15 protein-coding genes and 1 pseudogene are annotated in these 16,535 nt (G+C 41.8%); 10 read left to right on the top strand and 6 right to left on the bottom strand.

Annotated features, from left to right (window positions below; translation table 11 throughout):
• Both L1D22_RS20135 and L1D22_RS20130 read right to left on the bottom strand, forming a co-directional pair.
• On the bottom strand, positions 1 to 556 hold a 556-nt coding region (locus L1D22_RS20135; RefSeq protein ID WP_239831010.1), incomplete at its 3' end, for a VCBS domain-containing protein.
• Positions 525 to 2,894 carry a VCBS domain-containing protein gene (locus L1D22_RS20130; RefSeq protein ID WP_239831009.1) on the bottom strand — a complete coding sequence of 790 codons (2,370 nt, stop codon included), beginning with the start codon at positions 2,892 to 2,894 and terminating at the stop codon, positions 525 to 527. The genes L1D22_RS20130 and L1D22_RS20135, both read right to left, overlap by 32 nt.
• Before the next feature lie 418 nt (positions 2,895 to 3,312).
• On the opposite strand from L1D22_RS20130, the gene L1D22_RS20125 reads away from it, so the two are divergent.
• From L1D22_RS20125 to mnhG, 8 genes are all read left to right on the top strand, one after another.
• Positions 3,313 to 4,248 (top strand): universal stress protein, encoded by a 936-nt coding sequence (locus tag L1D22_RS20125; RefSeq protein WP_239831008.1) that lies wholly within the window; start codon positions 3,313 to 3,315, stop codon positions 4,246 to 4,248.
• A gap of 83 nt (positions 4,249 to 4,331) precedes the next feature.
• Positions 4,332 to 4,523: a hypothetical protein gene (locus tag L1D22_RS20120; RefSeq protein WP_123300666.1), complete on the top strand. Its 192-nt coding sequence runs from the start codon at positions 4,332 to 4,334 to the stop codon at positions 4,521 to 4,523.
• A gap of 293 nt (positions 4,524 to 4,816) precedes the next feature.
• Complete coding sequence (mbhE, locus tag L1D22_RS20115) at positions 4,817 to 7,423, top strand: hydrogen gas-evolving membrane-bound hydrogenase subunit E (RefSeq protein WP_239831013.1); 2,607 nt, start codon at positions 4,817 to 4,819, stop codon at positions 7,421 to 7,423.
• Positions 7,423 to 7,776, top strand: a complete 354-nt coding sequence (locus tag L1D22_RS20110; protein ID WP_060469774.1) for a Na+/H+ antiporter subunit C — start codon at positions 7,423 to 7,425, stop codon at positions 7,774 to 7,776. The genes mbhE and L1D22_RS20110 overlap by 1 nt, the downstream gene beginning before the upstream one ends.
• Positions 7,773 to 9,341, top strand: coding sequence for a proton-conducting transporter membrane subunit (locus L1D22_RS20105; RefSeq protein WP_239831007.1), 1,569 nt, complete (start codon positions 7,773 to 7,775; stop codon positions 9,339 to 9,341). Before L1D22_RS20110 ends, L1D22_RS20105 begins: the two co-directional genes overlap by 4 nt.
• Complete coding sequence (locus L1D22_RS20100) at positions 9,338 to 9,814, top strand: Na+/H+ antiporter subunit E (protein WP_239831006.1); 477 nt, start codon at positions 9,338 to 9,340, stop codon at positions 9,812 to 9,814. Before L1D22_RS20105 ends, L1D22_RS20100 begins: the two co-directional genes overlap by 4 nt.
• Positions 9,815 to 9,824: 10 nt before the next feature.
• Positions 9,825 to 10,121: a cation:proton antiporter gene (locus L1D22_RS20095; RefSeq protein ID WP_345772819.1), complete on the top strand. Its 297-nt coding sequence runs from the start codon at positions 9,825 to 9,827 to the stop codon at positions 10,119 to 10,121.
• Positions 10,121 to 10,417 carry a monovalent cation/H(+) antiporter subunit G gene (gene mnhG, locus L1D22_RS20090; protein ID WP_060469771.1) on the top strand — a complete coding sequence of 99 codons (297 nt, stop codon included), beginning with the start codon at positions 10,121 to 10,123 and terminating at the stop codon, positions 10,415 to 10,417. The genes L1D22_RS20095 and mnhG overlap by 1 nt, the downstream gene beginning before the upstream one ends.
• A gap of 196 nt (positions 10,418 to 10,613) precedes the next feature.
• Here mnhG and L1D22_RS20085 read toward each other — a convergent pair whose 3' ends face one another.
• The 3 genes from L1D22_RS20085 to L1D22_RS20075 form a co-directional block, all read right to left on the bottom strand.
• The gene (locus tag L1D22_RS20085) at positions 10,614 to 11,024 is read right to left on the bottom strand and encodes an META domain-containing protein (RefSeq protein WP_239831005.1); all 411 of its coding nucleotides are present in this window, start codon (positions 11,022 to 11,024) and stop codon (positions 10,614 to 10,616) included.
• A gap of 90 nt (positions 11,025 to 11,114) precedes the next feature.
• Positions 11,115 to 11,591, bottom strand: a complete 477-nt coding sequence (locus L1D22_RS20080; protein ID WP_239831004.1) for a GNAT family N-acetyltransferase — start codon at positions 11,589 to 11,591, stop codon at positions 11,115 to 11,117.
• Positions 11,592 to 11,690: 99 nt separating this feature from the next.
• Positions 11,691 to 12,545: a hypothetical protein gene (locus L1D22_RS20075; protein WP_239831003.1), complete on the bottom strand. Its 855-nt coding sequence runs from the start codon at positions 12,543 to 12,545 to the stop codon at positions 11,691 to 11,693.
• Positions 12,546 to 13,299: 754 nt separating this feature from the next.
• Between L1D22_RS20075 and L1D22_RS20070 the strand changes: the two genes are divergently transcribed.
• Positions 13,300 to 14,988 (top strand): SgrR family transcriptional regulator, encoded by a 1,689-nt coding sequence (locus L1D22_RS20070; protein ID WP_239831002.1) that lies wholly within the window; start codon positions 13,300 to 13,302, stop codon positions 14,986 to 14,988.
• 675 nt (positions 14,989 to 15,663) lie between these two features.
• Here the strand turns inward: L1D22_RS20070 and L1D22_RS20065 are convergent.
• Positions 15,664 to 15,832 (bottom strand): annotated as a pseudogene (locus tag L1D22_RS20065) (transposase); the annotation flags it as partial.
• Between the two features lie 230 nt (positions 15,833 to 16,062).
• Here L1D22_RS20065 and L1D22_RS20060 point away from each other — a divergent pair.
• Positions 16,063 to 16,449: a hypothetical protein gene (locus tag L1D22_RS20060; RefSeq protein ID WP_239831001.1), complete on the top strand. Its 387-nt coding sequence runs from the start codon at positions 16,063 to 16,065 to the stop codon at positions 16,447 to 16,449.
• Positions 16,450 to 16,535 lie beyond the last annotated feature (86 nt).

Genomic DNA, 16,535 nt, shown 5'->3' with positions numbered 1-16,535 from the left:
CCATGGTTAGGTTACCGTTTGCGCCGCTGATCGCATCAGGAGTGAAGGCATTATCCGGATTGTCGACATCGGTACTGGTTAACGTGCCTGAWGTGGTAATGGCCGTATCGGTTTCATCTACCGCAACAGTGGCCGTGCTAACCGTCGCTTTATCATTGGTGCCATTAATCGWGACCTTAATGGTCGATGGTGTGCCRTCAACYGAAGACACAGTGAAAGTCTCTTCAACTTTATCGCCAACGTTTAATTGATTGAAGGCGCTGTTAGCAGTGAACGTCCAATGACCATKGGCRTCCATGGTTAGGTTACCGTTTGCGCCGCTGATCGCATCAGGAGTGAAGGCATTATCCGGATTGTCGACATCGGTACTGGTTAACGTGCCTGATGTGGTAATGGCCGTATCGGTTTCATCTACCGCAACAGTGGCCGTGCTAACCGTCGCTTTATCATTGGTGCCATTAATCGAGACCTTAATGGTCGATGGTGTGCCATCAACCGAAGACACAGTGAAAGTCTCTTCAACTTTATCGCCAACGTTTAATTCCGCTGATCGCATCAGGAGTGAAGGCATTATCCGGATTGTCGACATCGGTACTGGTTAACGTGCCTGATGTGGTAATGGCCGTATCGGTTTCATCTACCGCAACAGTGGCCGTGCTAACCGTCGCTTTATCATTGGTGCCATTAATCGAGACCTTAATGGTCGATGGTGTGCCATCAACCGAAGACACAGTGAAAGTCTCTTCAACTTTATCGCCAACGTTTAATTGATTGAAGGTGCTGTTAGCAGTGAACGTCCAATGCCCATTAGCGTCAATGGTTAAGTCGCCATTGGTGCCTGAAATAGAATCCGGCGTAAACGCATTGTCTGGATTATCGACATCGGTACTGGTTAACGTGCCTGAAGTGGTAATGGCCGTATCGGTTTCATCCACAGCGACGGTGGCACTGCTGACGGTCGCAGCATCGTTAGTACCATTGATGGTGACCTTAATGGTCGACGGTGTGCCATCAACAGACGAGACGGTGAAGGTTTCTTCTACTTTATCGCCGACATTCAATTGATTAAACGCGCTGTTGGCCGTGAACGTCCAATGCCCATTAGCGTCAATGGTTAGGTTACCGTTTGTGCCTGTGATGGCATCAGGAGTGAAGGCGTTATCCGGATTATCGACATCGGTACTGGTTAACGTGCCTGAAGTGGTAATGGCCGTATCGGTTTCATCTACCGCAACAGTGGCCGTGCTAACCGTCGCTTTATCATTGGTGCCATTGATGGTGACCTTAATGGTCGATGGTGTGCCATCAACAGACGAGACGGTGAAAGTCTCTTCAACCTTATCGCCAACGTTTAATTGATTGAAGGCGCTGTTAGCAGTGAACGTCCAATGACCATTGGCGTCCATGGTTAGGTTACCGTTTGTGCCGCTGATCGCATCTGGCGTAAACGCATTGTCTGGATTATCGACATCGGTACTGGTTAACGTGCCTGAAGTGGTAATGGCCGTATCGGTTTCATCCACAGCCATGGTGGCACTGCTGATGGTCGCGGCATCGTTGGTGCCGTTGATCGTTAACGTAATTTGGTGTGGTGTGCCGTCAGCCGAGTGAACAGTGATGATGTCTGTTACTGTGGAACCTTTCGATAATGATTGTACCTTCGGATTGGTATTGTCTAAATCATAAGTCCACGTACCGTCTGGTTGAATGAATAGGCTGCCCCAGTGACCTTGAAGTTGTTCGGATTGAAAGTGATCTTGGTTTAAATCCGGATCAGAAACCGTTAATTGTCCATGAGCGCGTAATGTTAAGTCTTCGATCAAAGTACCAGTATCTAACCCTGTGACCACTGCGTTGTCGTCAATGCCGCCAATTGTCATTTCCAACACTTGAGGAGTACCATCTTTAGTGTGAATGGTAAACGACTCATGGAGGCTAGTGAGTGAGGTCAGCGCTTGGATATTGGGAAGTGAATTGTCGACTTGGTAGTGCCATGCCCCCTTGGAGTCGATAGTTAGTGTGCCATATTTTCCGGTAATCGTTTCAGCAAGCACAGAGCTTTGATCATGGTCGGGGTCGACGACATCAATCTTACCTGCTGCATTCAATAAACCGTGATAATCCACGTTGCTATCTTCAGTCACTATGCCGTGCAAATCTCCAGAAATAGTAGGGACATCTTGTTTACCATTAACGGGTATTTGAACGACAACGCTAGAGCCATTTGATAAGTGAAGCATGAACTTATCTGTGCCGGGTTGATTTTCGTGTAGTAAAACGTATTCAGGTGAAAGAGGATTCAACACAAACGTGTATTTGCCGCTCGCATCAACGTGAAGCTCCCCATATATTCCTTTGATAACTTCCGGAGTAAAGGTTACTGGAACGCTCGGCGTTGTAGGAGCATTGTTGGACGGTGCGATTACGCCACCCGATTCGATAGAAGGAAGCGAACTTGCGGGGATGTAATGTACTTGGGGGTGTGATGAACTAGAAAGGTGGTGTGACGGTTTTAGCGTTGTTTCACTTTCCGGAGAAGAGGACTCTTGACCAACAATAGCATCTGAATCGTGAATATTTCCTGTGATTGGTTTTTGATTTTTGTCTTTAGAAATATCAGTACTTTGATGAACTGCACTTTCTTGATTGTTGGTGGAGTCTTGATGAATCAAAGTTGCATCATCAGTTTGTGTCACAGTTTCGGCTGCAGCATGTTTGGCTAGCGAAGGCAGAATGAGCATCAAAGACTGCGTCAGAGGCACATTCACCTTAAGTTTCGAATGTAATCGAACTTTCTTATGTTTTTTCTGTTTGACAGCGTTTGCGGACTGGGCCTTAGGTCGCTCTTTTTTATTGATCTTTGTGCTTTTTTTAACGTTGTTTTCTTTAGTCATCTTATCATCCGTGAATCGCTACTGTTCTGCTTCAAGTAAAATACATAAATCGAGGTTTGGCGAGCTAATAAGATAATTTTTAAAGAAAATTTCCTTAAATTAAACGATTATCTCACTCTAGTGTAAAGCGTGCTGAATATTCACTTAATATATACTCACAGAACAAACACGATATCTGGTTTGAGCATCGTATTCAGTCGTGCTCTCTACGTCATTTCTGACTTAAACTTCCAATAGGAATTGATGTATTTTGTTACATATTGTTCCCTCAGCACGCTGATTGGTTCACTCATTTCTTATTGTTTTATATGTAAGCGACTGAATAGGAACGAATATCATTTTATTAATCAATGTTACAATTACGTGCTAGTAAAGAATGTTGCGGTTGACTAATATTTAGTCAATCAAGGAGGTGTGTATGAGACGATTCGAGAACATACTTTTTGCAACGCAAGGGCTGCCCGGCCATAGTGACGCTCTGGGTCAAGCGATCAGAATAGCGGCTAATAATCGCGTTCCGGTTTCAGGCCTGATTGCCTGTCCAGATTTCCCTACCGATCTCGCTCAATATCAACAAAGCTACGAACAGTCATTGCATGATTCGCTTCAGCAGAGCGTAAAAAATTTGCTTGAAGATCTCGTTATTTCTGAAGAGCAGGTCCCCTTTCCGCTGAGAGTTAAAAGCAGCGAACAGCCTGCGGTTTGCATCATCCAAGAAGCGATGATGAATCACAATGACCTGATCATTAAAGAGGCTGAGCCACTCAGTGAGGGGGCGGAAGGCTTTAAAGCGATAGACATGACTTTATTGCGCAAATGTCCTTGTCCAGTATGGTTGCACCGACCAATATTTAAGCCGAGAGACAAACGACGCATTGCGGTTGCGGTCGATCCTCTGGCTGTAAACGATGAGCAAAAGGCCCTGTCGTGTCGATTGTTAGAGCTCTCTCGTTCGATTGCGGATACCTGTGATAGCCGATTACACATTATCTCTTGTTGGGAACATTATTTGGAGAACTACCTCGACAATCACTTTTGGATTCAAGTAGATGAAGCACAGTTGTCAGATGAGGTTTCCAAAGAGAAAGCACGTCATGAACAAGCCCTGCAGCAACTCATCGACGACTCTGGTATTACTGGTGAGTTGGTTATTCATCACCTGCATGGTAAACCGGACGACAAAATTCCGGAGTGTGTTGATGAGGCAGAGATTGACGTGTTGGTAATGGGAACCTTAGCCCGAACCGGTATTTCTGGGTATGTGATTGGCAATACTGCCGAGAACATTCTTCAATCAATCAATTGCTCCTTAGTGGCAATGAAACCAGAGGGATTTATATCTCCAATCAAGTAACGAATTGATCTCGAAAAGCGGAAATAGCAATACTGAAGTAAGCATGTACACGACAGACTAATAACTTTTTAGTGGAGGGTAATATGAAGAAACTATGTCCTATTTGCCAAACTGAAATGCTTGAGCGCTCGCACATTTATGCATGCCCGAGAAACGATATCGGAGATTGCTCCTACGACGCACTGACTGCCGTGAATGAGGAGTCGAGTTTTTTATTTGACCAGACCAATTCCCATACTGACATGCGTTCCTATGTCGTTCTCGACAGCAAATAGTTCGAACCAGTGGGGTCAATCTATATGGAATGGATGATCGTGGCTTAATTTTAGCGGTCTTATTCAAAGCCTTCGCAAACTAGATAATCCGTTCATCTGTCTTGCTCGGATTATCTTTCTAACACCCAAATCAACAATTGTGGTTGAAGCCTGAAGTATCAGAAGAGGGCTGTTTTTCCGTTGATTCTATGAGTCCCCATACACGTGTTAACGTAACTAAATGGATGGCGATATTGAATAGCGAAATAGAAAAAAAGCACAGACAAGGCTCAAAAGATCATTCGTTGATTCTCATGATCTTTCCTGTTCTGCCGATGGTCATTTTCTTCTTACTCATCAGTTGGTATGAGCCGGGAGGCGTGAGTTGGCAAGCGAATTGGGTTCCTAGTTTAGATGTTAACCTGAGCTTCAAGTTGGATGGGTTATCTTTCCTATTCGCGTGTTTGATCAGCGGTATCGGCGCACTGATCCAGATTTATGCACTGTCCTATCTCAAGGGGCATTCGTCTCGATTCTCGTTTCACCTCTACTTAACGCTGTTTATGTTAGCGATGTTAGGTGTCGTCACGAGTAACAATATCCTACTCCTATTTGTGTTTTGGGAATTAACTACCATCACGTCGTATCTCTTGATTGGCTTTAATCACGAGAAAGACAAATCTCGTAAGAACGCGCTGCAATCTCTTATTGTCACTGGCGCTGGTGGTCTGGCTTTATTAGCAGGTTTGGTGCTGCTGGGTGAAATGGCTGGCAGCTATGAGATAAGCACCATCATTGCGCAAAGTACGCTGATTGCACAACATGAATGGTTCCTACCTTCATTGGTTCTGATTTTGCTCGGTGCGTTTACCAAATCGGCGCAGTTTCCATTCCACTTCTGGCTACCCAATGCCATGGCAGCACCAACGCCAGTGAGTGCTTATCTTCATTCTGCCACTATGGTGAAGGCTGGGGTGTACTTGCTTGCCCGTGTTTCACCTATTTATTCACACAGTGAGATTTGGTTTTATACGCTAGGCATTTTTGGTGGCTTTACCGCTATATGGTGTGCGTTGTTAGCGCTCAAGCAAACTGATTTGAAGTTGATGCTGGCATACAGCACGAACGTTGCCTTAGGTAAATTGGTACTATTGATTGGTATCGGAACTGAACTTGCGATGATGGCTGCGCTGTTGTTTATCTTAGCGCACTCGTTCTACAAAGCAGCGCTGTTTATGGTGGTGGGCAATATAGATAAAGCGACGGGAACGCGTGATATTCGGATGCTGTACGGTTTGAAAGCAGCGTTAATACTCAGCCTCGTAGCCGCAATCATCGCTGCTTTGTCGAAGTCGGGCGTGCCACCGTTACTGGGGTTCTTGAGTAAAGAGTACATGTACAAGTCCAGTCTGGAAGTGAGCGTCATCCTAACTACGATATTCCTTCTGGTTAACGTCACCATGGTGGCATTAGCGTTGGCGTTGATCGTTAAACCTTTCTTCGCGACGTATGAAGGCAATCCAACGCCAGCCAAGAAAGTGGAAGCCAGTAAAGGGTTATGGATGCCAGCAATGTTGCTTGCCATAGCCAGCGTCCTTGCGCCGTTATTTGGTTTAGGCTGGGTCAACAACAACGTGGTTATTCCGGGGGTGTTGTCGAGCTTGCCGGACTCAGCACCACAAGCAGCCAAGCTGTGGCAGGGCGTGAATCTGCCGTTGGCGCTGAGCGCATTAACTTTGTTACTCGGCTTTGTTTTGTATCGAATCTACCCAAGGCTGTTGGTGAGCTGGCAGCGCAAGGTGCCTGTGTTACCAACAGCCGAATCCGTTTTCGACAAAATCATGGCTGCCATGATGCGTTTGGCGAAATGGCAAACGCAGTTATTGCAGCAAAAGCGCTTAAGCCATTATGTTTTGTTGTTCTTTATTGTACTCACTGGATTGCTGTTAAGTAGCCCGCTGGTGATCCCACAAGCTCGTTTTGCGGCATTAATGGACATTAGCTTTTACGAGATAAGCATTGCACTGCTACTCATCGGTGCTGCATTAGTCTGTACCTTTACCACGTCTCGTTTGTTGGCGGTCTCAGCCCTTGGTGTTGTGGGCTTTATGACGACCTTAGTTTTTATGCTTTACAGCGCGCCAGACGTCGCGAAAACTTTATTGTTGGTTGAAACCTTGATGGTTGTATTTGTTGTGCTGTTGATACGTCATATTCCGGGCTTAATGACGGTGCCGCAACATCCTATTCGCCGAAAGTTGCTACACGGGGCGATAGCGGGTGTGATTGGTATGTCGGTCACTGCTTTGCTGATCAACATTACTGCGCAACCTCTAGATTCCACTCTGGCTGATTTCTTCGCAGAGAATAGTGTTCCTGGCGGGCATGGACGCAACATCGTCAACGTGATTTTGGTTGATTTCCGAGCCTTCGATACGTTGGGTGAGGTGATCGTGGTCGTGATGGCGGGTATCGCTGCGGTTAGTTTGTTGAAAACGCACTACCACAAACGTAACCGTATCCATTCCCTGATTTTTGCCACCACCTCCCACATCGTTGCAGCGCTGATGTTGGTGTTTTCACTTTACCTATTGTTGCGCGGACATAACGAGCCGGGTGGTGGCTTTATCGGTGCACTGATCGCTGTAATTGGTTTTGCGTTACTGATGTTTGCAGAGTCGCCAAAGTACGTTCGAGATCGTTTGTATTACGCGCCATTTAGCATTGCTCTGTTTGGCATTTTCTTAAGCTTTGTGGCTGGCCTGATGAGCTTTGCTTTCAATTTGCCGTTCTTAACGGGTTTGTGGTGGAAAGACATTCTACCGCTTGGCACACCATTGATATTCGACGTTGGTATTTACTTCTCCATCATTGGCGGCGTGATGGGGATGTTGCTGCGCGTGAATGAGGAGTTGGATTGATGGAAATACTATGGAGTCTCGTGGTCGGTGTGTTTGTCGCTGCTGGTGTCTATCTTATGCTTGAACGACACATCTTACGCTTAATATTCGGTCTGATCTTGTTAAGCAGTGCGGTGAACATCGCGATTTTCACGGCTGGACGTTTAACCCCTGGACTACCGCCGTTGATTGAAGCGAATTCAGTATTACCACCAGAAGGTGCTGCGAACCCGCTTCCTCAAGCCTTAATTCTGACCGCAATAGTGATTGGCTTTGGCTTGTTGGTGTTTGCATTGATGCTATTTTACCGCGCATGTTCAGAAGCTGGCTCTGCAGATGTTGATGCGATGCGACGTTCTGAGGAGGATGAATGACAACGATTTGGTTGACGTTACCCGTAGTTATTTCGCTTCTTACCGCTGTCGCCATCTTCTGCGCGAAACGTCACAAAGCGCTGGTGGATGCGATAAGTGGCACCAGCGCATTAGCGACTTTAGTGATTGGGGCATTGTTGACGTTCGATGTTATCAACGGCGGTCCACAAGCCGTGGCTTTTGGTCAATGGGCTGCGCCGTTTGGCATTGTCTTCGTGGCGGATCATCTTGCAGTAGCTATGGTGATGGTGACAGCCATTATTGGTGTAGTGAGCGTGTTCTACGCCATGGGCGATCTGCAAGACAAGCCTTCTTACGGCGCGTTTCATGCGCTGATGCATGTGTTGTTGGCTGGGGTGTATGGCGCATTTCTTACCGGAGATATATTCAATCTCTACGTGTGGTTCGAGGTGATGTTGATAGCATCGTTTGGCTTGATGATCTTAGATGGATCAAAGCAACAAGTGGATGGAGCCGTGAAGTATGTGATGCTCAATCTTATTTCGACCTTGGTCTTTTTGCTTGTGATTGGCTTGCTCTACGGTGCTACAGGGACTTTGAACCTCGCGGATTTACATGCCAAAGCCACATTGATTTCGTCAGACACCAAAATCTTGCTCGCAGCGCTGTTCCTATTCGCGTTTGCGATTAAAGCGGCGTTATTTCCTGTCTTCGCTTGGCTGCCTGCTTCTTATCATACGTTACCAAGCGCCGTTGTTGCCCTGTTCGCAGCGTTACTTACTAAGGTTGGGGTGTACGCGCTTATTCGTGTATTTACCCTGATTTTCCCGTTATCAGACAGCGGTTGGCAACCGACTTTGATGTGGGTTGCTGGATTGACGATGTTAACTGGCGTATTGGGCGCAGCAAGTCAGTTCAATATCAAAAAAATTCTTTCGTTCCATATCATTAGCCAGATTGGTTACATGATCATGGGATTGGCGATCTACACGCCTCTCGCCATCGCTGGCGCAATTTTCTACATAGTCCACCACATCATAGTGAAAGCAAACTTGTTCCTGATTGGCGGCTACATAGAGCGTAAATATGGCTCGGGCAATCTTGGGCAATTAGGCGGCGTCTACAAAGCCATGCCTTGGCTCGCTTTCTTGTTTCTCATTCCTGCATTCTCTTTAGCGGGGTTTCCACCTCTTTCGGGTTTTTGGGGCAAGTTCCTTGTCATCAAATCTAGTTTGCAAACCGAGTTGTATTGGCTTGCAGGGACAGCACTCTTAGTTGGTTTGTTAACAGTGTTCTCAATGACCAAGATCTGGAACGAGGTTTTCTGGAAAAAGCCTCAACAAACACTAAAAGCGCAGCCAATGAACAAGTACACAAAAGGATTGTATTGCGTGCCAATAGCAACATTGACCACGTTAAGTCTGATTATTGGTTTGGCCGCCGAGCCATTTTACCAATTTGCAGAGCTCGCAGCAGAGCAGTTGATTGAGCCACAAGCCTATGTAAAAGCGGTTCTTGGAGAGAGTGCGTTGGCTGACAGTGCAATAGCAGACAGCGAAATAGCTCAAAGCGTTGCATTGAACACGGAGGGAGGGAACCAATGATTTATCTGTTTTTGAACTTATTTCTCGCCTTGTCATGGATGCTGCTCAACGGCAACTATACAGGAACGAACTTCATTCTTGGCTTTGTGGTTGGCTTTTTGGCGTTGCGACTTAGTCAACCGTTTGGATTGAAAACCAGTTATTTTCGACGTTTTCGTGCTTTGGTCGGCTTGTTTCTTTTCTTCTGTTACGAAATGGTGATATCGGTGGCTAGGGTTGTATGGGATGTGGTTACGCCAACCCATTTAAGTGACCCGGATATCGTGTATGTGCCGTTAGATGTTGAGTCAGATTTAGAAATCTCTTTACTCGCAAACATGGTTTCTCTTACTCCTGGAAGCTTGAGCTTGGATGTCACCCCAGATAAGAAGCATTTGGTCGTGCACGCGATGTTTGCACCCGAGCATAAAAAGGTGATTCGAGAAATCAAAGACGGTTTAGAAAAACGGATTTTGGAGGTGACTCGTGGTTGATGGGTTACAGATAGACAGTTTCTTACAAAGCGATAGTTGGTTAGAAGTGAGCATCATGTTCGCTTATATCGGGCTACTGCTTAGTATCGTGATGGCATTCATTCGTTTAGTGCTCGGTCCAACCTTGGCCGATCGAGTGGTAGCGCTTGATCTGATTTCATTCGTAACGGTGGGTTTTATTGCCGTTTATACCTTAGATAGCGGACAGCAATCCTTGTTGGACATTGCTATCACGCTCGGCCTAGTAGCCTTCTTAGGGACGATTGCGTTTGCAAGGCTGATCTTCAAAAGAAAAGGAGACGTGTAATGGACATTATCGTTGGGGTTTTACTCTGTCTTGGAACCTTGTTTACGCTCATCGCGAGTCTTGGAATCTTACGAATGCCTGACCTTTACACGCGAATGCACTCCGCAACTAAAGCTGGCACGGTGGGCTTAGCTTCACTGTTATTGGCGGTGGCAATTGCGATACCCGATATTACGGTGATCTCACGAGTGATTGGTACTATGTTGTTTATATTAATCACCGCCCCGGTAGCAGCACACTTGCTTGGTAAGGCGACACAGGAAAGTGGTTATCAAATCTGGAGAAATAAGAAATAGCATGTTTTTCAATCTACCAGATGCCAATTTTAGCTACCTTTATATAATGTTTTAGCATGCCTTAATTGTTTGGTAATCAACGAAGAATTCATTATTGGTCAACAGTCGGTAGAACCGTTATAATATATCATAAAAACAGATAGTTAAAAGCGAGCCCAAAAGGCTCGTTTTTGTGTAAACGTTGTTCTTAATAAAGTTAATCTTCTTTAATACTTGCATCATTAATGTTAGTAGGTAAAAAAACGGTTTCTACAAAGTTATTTTTACCTACTATATTAATTATACCTTTATCATTAATTATCTTCATAACTTCAATCGAATTAAGGATTTTCTTTTCTGAATACATTATATTGCTCGGACATAGAATGTTAGTTTTTTTTATCCACTTTAAGTAAATATACTTATCGTTAAAATCTAGTAAGCCATTAATATGGTTACATCCAAGATAGCCATTTATATGTTCACCTTCGATGGTAATCCATATTTTTTTATTAAACTTAGTGGTGTGAAATGTGAAATGACCATTTTTGTAATCTTTATTCTTAATATTAGAAGCAAAGCAAGTGGAAAAGTAAAGCATAATTAAAACAAAAAATAATGTTCTCATTTTATTAACCTTAAACAATCGTGTTATAAGTATTGTAGACCAATAAAAAATCATACAAGTTCCACTTTTATCTAAATAAATTACATGGCATTATAAGAGCTCGTACAGAAGTTCAATTTCCTTATCAAGCCTTCTTCCTGTGGGAAAAAAGCCAAAGTTTAAGTACAAATTTAATGCATTCTTAGCTTCTTTATCCATTGTGGTTAATGAGATACCTCGTAAACCCACGAGTTGAGCATAGTTTTTGACAAATTCGAGTATTTTTATGCTGAGCCCTTTTCCTTGAGAATTTTTATCTACCATTAGCCTCCATACATATAGGCAGTCTTCTTGAAAGTTATCTTCAGGATCTGCCGCCCTCGGATCAATCATAGAAACTAATCCGATTGGTTCTCCTTCAAAATAAACACCATAAGAGATACTATCATCATTCATTAATGCATCTATGATCCACTCAGGATTTGATGAAATTAGATGTTGTTGTTCTGGTCTGACTGACAAACCAAGCATATCATTTGCTACATTTCTATTTAGCTTTAAAAATTTAACTGTTTTTGTTACTTTCATATCTTTCCCCAAAAATTTATAATGGTAAATAATAAATTACTCATGATCATCAATGAAATTATAATAAAAACAAATGTGTATTTTTTAATATGACATCTATTAATATTTATAACTCAGGTCTGATATTAGCCACGCAATGCCTTCTCTAATCTTAAAAAGCATCGTTTTTTCATGGCTGTATTCCAAAGAAATAACCTTGGCACCTCTTTTTTTGAGAAAAGAGATTTCATTTTTATTAAGTGATCCGATTCTTTCATCTATACTAGAATAAATATAAGCAGTATTTTCAAAATTAACATTGCCTAACTTTTCTATATAGTTAATTCTGCCTAATATAGAGGCTATTTTATTATTATTCTTTTCTATATAACCTTTTTCGCTAAAATCTTCTACAAAATGACCATTATCATCAAAGTATCCGGAATAACCTTTTCCAAAGTGGCTCCATATTTTTTCTTCCATATTGATTCTACCCACCATAAGTAAGTTTTTTGTAGTAGTATTCCCATATTTGTAAAAGTAATCTTGTATTAATAAAGCTCCATAAGAATACCCTATCAAGTATACTTCATTACCGTAAGACTTTTGTTTTTCAATTATATTATTTATAATTTCAACACTTAGGTCTGAATATATCGTTGCCTCTTTTATTGGGATATCATAACTTGAAATCAAATCGCCACATAATGTTTGAGCTTGATGTGCTGCAATTATAGTAGCTCTATCTTTTTCATTAGGGAAAATATTAGCTTGGATATTCTTAATGTACTCAAAAACATCTTTATCTAAAGATTGATCAGGTCCACCTTGGACAATGATTAATACTTTACCGTTATCATAATGATCAATCACGTATTGTTCTTTTTCTTTTATTAGGCAATCCGCTGCACTTTGAGCATATGAGAAACCAGGGTTAATTAGAACTGCAAAGAAAATTAAAAGATAATATTTCACATTGATACCTTAAATAGTCGATACGGACATTTACCAGAAAGTTATTACAAACGCAGTTTCATATAAACTGTTTTTGTAGATTAAATAAGATTAAAGCTTACTCTCTGATTGAGAATGTGTTTCTCTTAAATTATGATGTAAACTTTCACAAAATTAAAGTGGCTTTTAATTAAATAAAAGTTCAGGTTTATTGGTATAGTCGGTGGTATTTTTAATGCGCGTAATGATTCTGTGATAGATATATCACTTTGCCATTTGTTTTTAATCCCCTCATCAACTTACTTAACCTTGTTTGGTAACTAATGTAACATAATTAGAACAAGCCAATAAAATTTTAGCAGTTTAAACAATGAACCTCTTAACCTTTGTAGTTATGAGGTAAACTCGTATCATCATAGTTGTAATAATAATGGCTATGTTGTTCAATTGGCGACTTCCCATGTTTTTTATTAGTTACCGTTTCTTTCTTAATCCAATAGAGTAGAGAACCCTCTTTAATTTGCACTTAGTTGTACTGCTTCTCACCGGTTGGTCGTTCTGTAACTGCGTTTAGATATGAGACTGCATTTATTAGTAGGTGAAGCGGAGAAAATCGTAGATTATTAAATTAAAAAGGCAAAGCCTCTATATATTATGGAATAATAAATGAAAAAGTTTTTGTATATCATGTATAATCTACGTTGAAACACCACTCGTCTTCAGCTATTCACTTAGCATAGGATGAACTTTATACAGTTAAACGATAAAAGCCGATATGAAAAAAGAAAAGAGTTCAGGTTTTATTTCCAGATCCAACTTACGTTTACTTAAGAAGCTATGTGACCTTTATCCTAGATATAGTGAACATGAAACCGATATAAATAGTCTTTCTGAGCAGCTCCACTGCTCCACTCGAAACGTCCCCAAAATAATGAAAAAAATGTCTGCTATGGGATGGGTTGATTGGAAATCAGGGAGAGGACGAGGAAATAGATCAACTCTAATCGTTAATGTGGAATTCAGCGCTATTTTGCTGATAGTTCTAAAGGAATATTGTCGAAGAGGACAGTTGAGTGAGGCGGTTACCTTATCTGAAAACTTCAATTTCATTGATAGCTTTTATACTTACCTACCTTCATGGTTATCAGATGCTAGTAGAGCTCTTAAGTCTCAAAATACGCTTATCTCTTTAGTACCTTATTATCAACCTGAATTACATCCACTGAAAGCTGAATTCTCTAATTCCAAGCTTTACATTGAAGCCATGTTTGACACGTTGTTGAAGTTTGATAAATACTCAGGGAAAAACCGCCCTCATTTAGCGCATCATTATGAATATCGTGGCAATGATCTATGGTTGCGTATTCAACCTGATGTTTATTTTCACAATGGTAAACGACTTACTGCAAAACTAGTTGCAAAAAACATTTTAGATAGAATACAACAGAAACACGTGTATGAGTTATTGTATCGTCATGTTAAGGACGTTAGTTATTCTAACAGTTGGGTAGTCCTAAAAATGGCCCAAAAAGACTTTATGATATTACACCTCTTGTCAGAGCTTAGTTCATCTATTTATTTAAAAGAAGACACAAGGGAAATTCCTTATGGTACAGGCCCATTTGTATTAGAAAGCACCAACCTAAAAAGTTGGGTTCTAACAAAAAACAGAGAGTATTTTCATGAACGTGGTTTGATTGACCGTGCAGAGTTTTGGATGATCGATCAAGGCCATGAAGTAACAACGGGACACATAGTGCATAATGGATTTCTCCCTAACTCTAAAGAAACTGATATTCAATTCCCTTTAGATAATGGATGTGAAGTGTTGGAGTTTAACTGTCATGAAAACGGGTTAACTTTAAATGAGAGAGCTTGGGTCATTAAACAAGTTAGAGACTTCTGTGAAAATACGACTTCACCTTTTTCCCCTATTGCAAATTCTGTAGCTGGCTTTCATCAAGATAAATGCTTTCACATACCAAATGTTGATATAAAAAAACCTAATAGAGTAGTACGTATTGTTAAACCCAAAGAAAAAGAGACGAAAAGAATAGCTCTGTTAAGTTATTTAATAAGTTGTGGATTAGACATAGTAGAGGTTAGATTAGAACAACGAAACTTGGGGTTTTATGATATGGACATAACTGGTTATTTATCCCAAGACAACCATTTGTTCGCCTATTATAAATGGTTGTTATGCAGTGAAGGAGCACAATACTCACTTTCAGAAAGCAAAAAAGAAATGCTTGTGGCCTTCGTTGATCAACTCTTACTTTCTAGTGTGGATGAAGTAGATTTTTTCGAACAATTATACCGTTGTGAAGATTGGTTGATTCAAAATTGTATCTCCGTTCCCCTATGGCGTGAATGTAGTAGTTACAGTGTTGTCAATACAATTCAAGGAATAAAGCCAGACAGCACTGGAATACTATCACTTAGAAAAATATGGATAAACGATTAATAAACAATTGGAAATGTTTGGGAGGGGAGCAAGCAGCAACGCAAATGACTTTGTTGCACAAATAGAGGTAACAAAGGCACTGGTGAACCCTAATTGAAACATCGCTGTTAATTTCGAAATAGCCTTAGCCGGTATTCATATAAATTGATATTCAGCAAGAACCTATTAGCTCTCTCACAACGGTTTTAGCATGCAGGATTATGATTCTAGAGAAGTGTGAAACGATGGCTAATATAGACTCCTCTTCATTATTGCATGTGGAAGTATGCTCGTTCCTCTTTAGCCTATTTATCCTTTTATGACAGTCAAGATGGATATGGATCTAGGCACTATCTCGCTGAGCGTGCTTATGGGTTGTTGCCTGTCGGGTATAGGCGGGGTCAAGTCATGCTCAATCAAAATCCCAAGAAAAACCAACACTCACATCACCATCCTCATTCGACTGCATACGAGTCCTGATATCACTTTTCGGAAAGTGAGTGATGTAGCATTTTACATCTTGGTTTTTTGTCGAGTCCGGGTGCGAGCTAAACGGATTAAGGCGTGTTGCTCTTTGCTGTACATTTCGCGTTTAACAATACATCGGTAGCCACATCAACATCAGTGCCAGCGATAACATGCTGGCATAATTCCTTTCTTTGACCAAGGATTAAATTGTCTGTAAACGGTACTTCACTCTCCGAACTTAGAGGGTAGCTCTCGCCAAGTAATACCTGTCCTCATTCGATGAAGCATTCCTTCAAATGTCGTTTCGATGTTCAGTTTTATCGTAAATACGGCCTGTACTTTTCATAACTTGGAGTAACCGTTCCCATCTAATATCAGTTAGCATTGTTCTTGGTATAGTATTGGTTATGGTTTTACTTTTGGCGAAGCAAATTAACCCTTTACCATGCCGTTAAAAAATACTCACGAAAGATCAACACGCCCTAGTAAACTACTCGCTCTGTAGCATTTTTTTCATGTACTGAATGAAGACGCAGCAAGTAGTTGGTCTTAGGTGTCTGTTGAGATAGTATTTTGCTACAAAACGCGCATAATCTCGCTACACAACATTTAAAGAAGAAATTACCTATGACTACCTTTCAATACTACTTTCACCAACTGCCTTGCTTCGACTGTAAAAAGACATCTGTAAGTACTGATCTTGGTTGGTTAACGCCTGCGATGAAAGATGCTGCAGTAGCACAAGTAACTGCGACGCTTGCACAAGGTGAGGTGACGCCAGATCTTTCAGCAGACGTGGTTTGTACGAAAGACGAAGCTCGTGAGTACTTATTGTTGAACTTCTTTGGTTATTCAGAAGAAGAGCTAGCAAGCGGCATCGAAGCGGATGATGAGAAAGAAGTCGCTGATGAAATCGCAGAACTACTAGAAGAAGGTAAAGACACAATCACCTTCGAACATGAAATTGCGCTTCAATGCTGTGCTGACTGTGATGTTGAAGACGAGTCAAACTAAGCACTCGCATTAGACGATACATCCATCAATAGGGTGTAATCTTCAAACGATTGAAGGCGTTAGTGGCTTAAAGTTCACTAGCGCTT

It is taken from the genome of Vibrio sp. Isolate34 (assembly GCF_022397915.1).
Lineage (GTDB): Bacteria > Pseudomonadota > Gammaproteobacteria > Enterobacterales > Vibrionaceae > Vibrio.
This window is presented reverse-complemented; position numbering and strand designations above follow the sequence as displayed.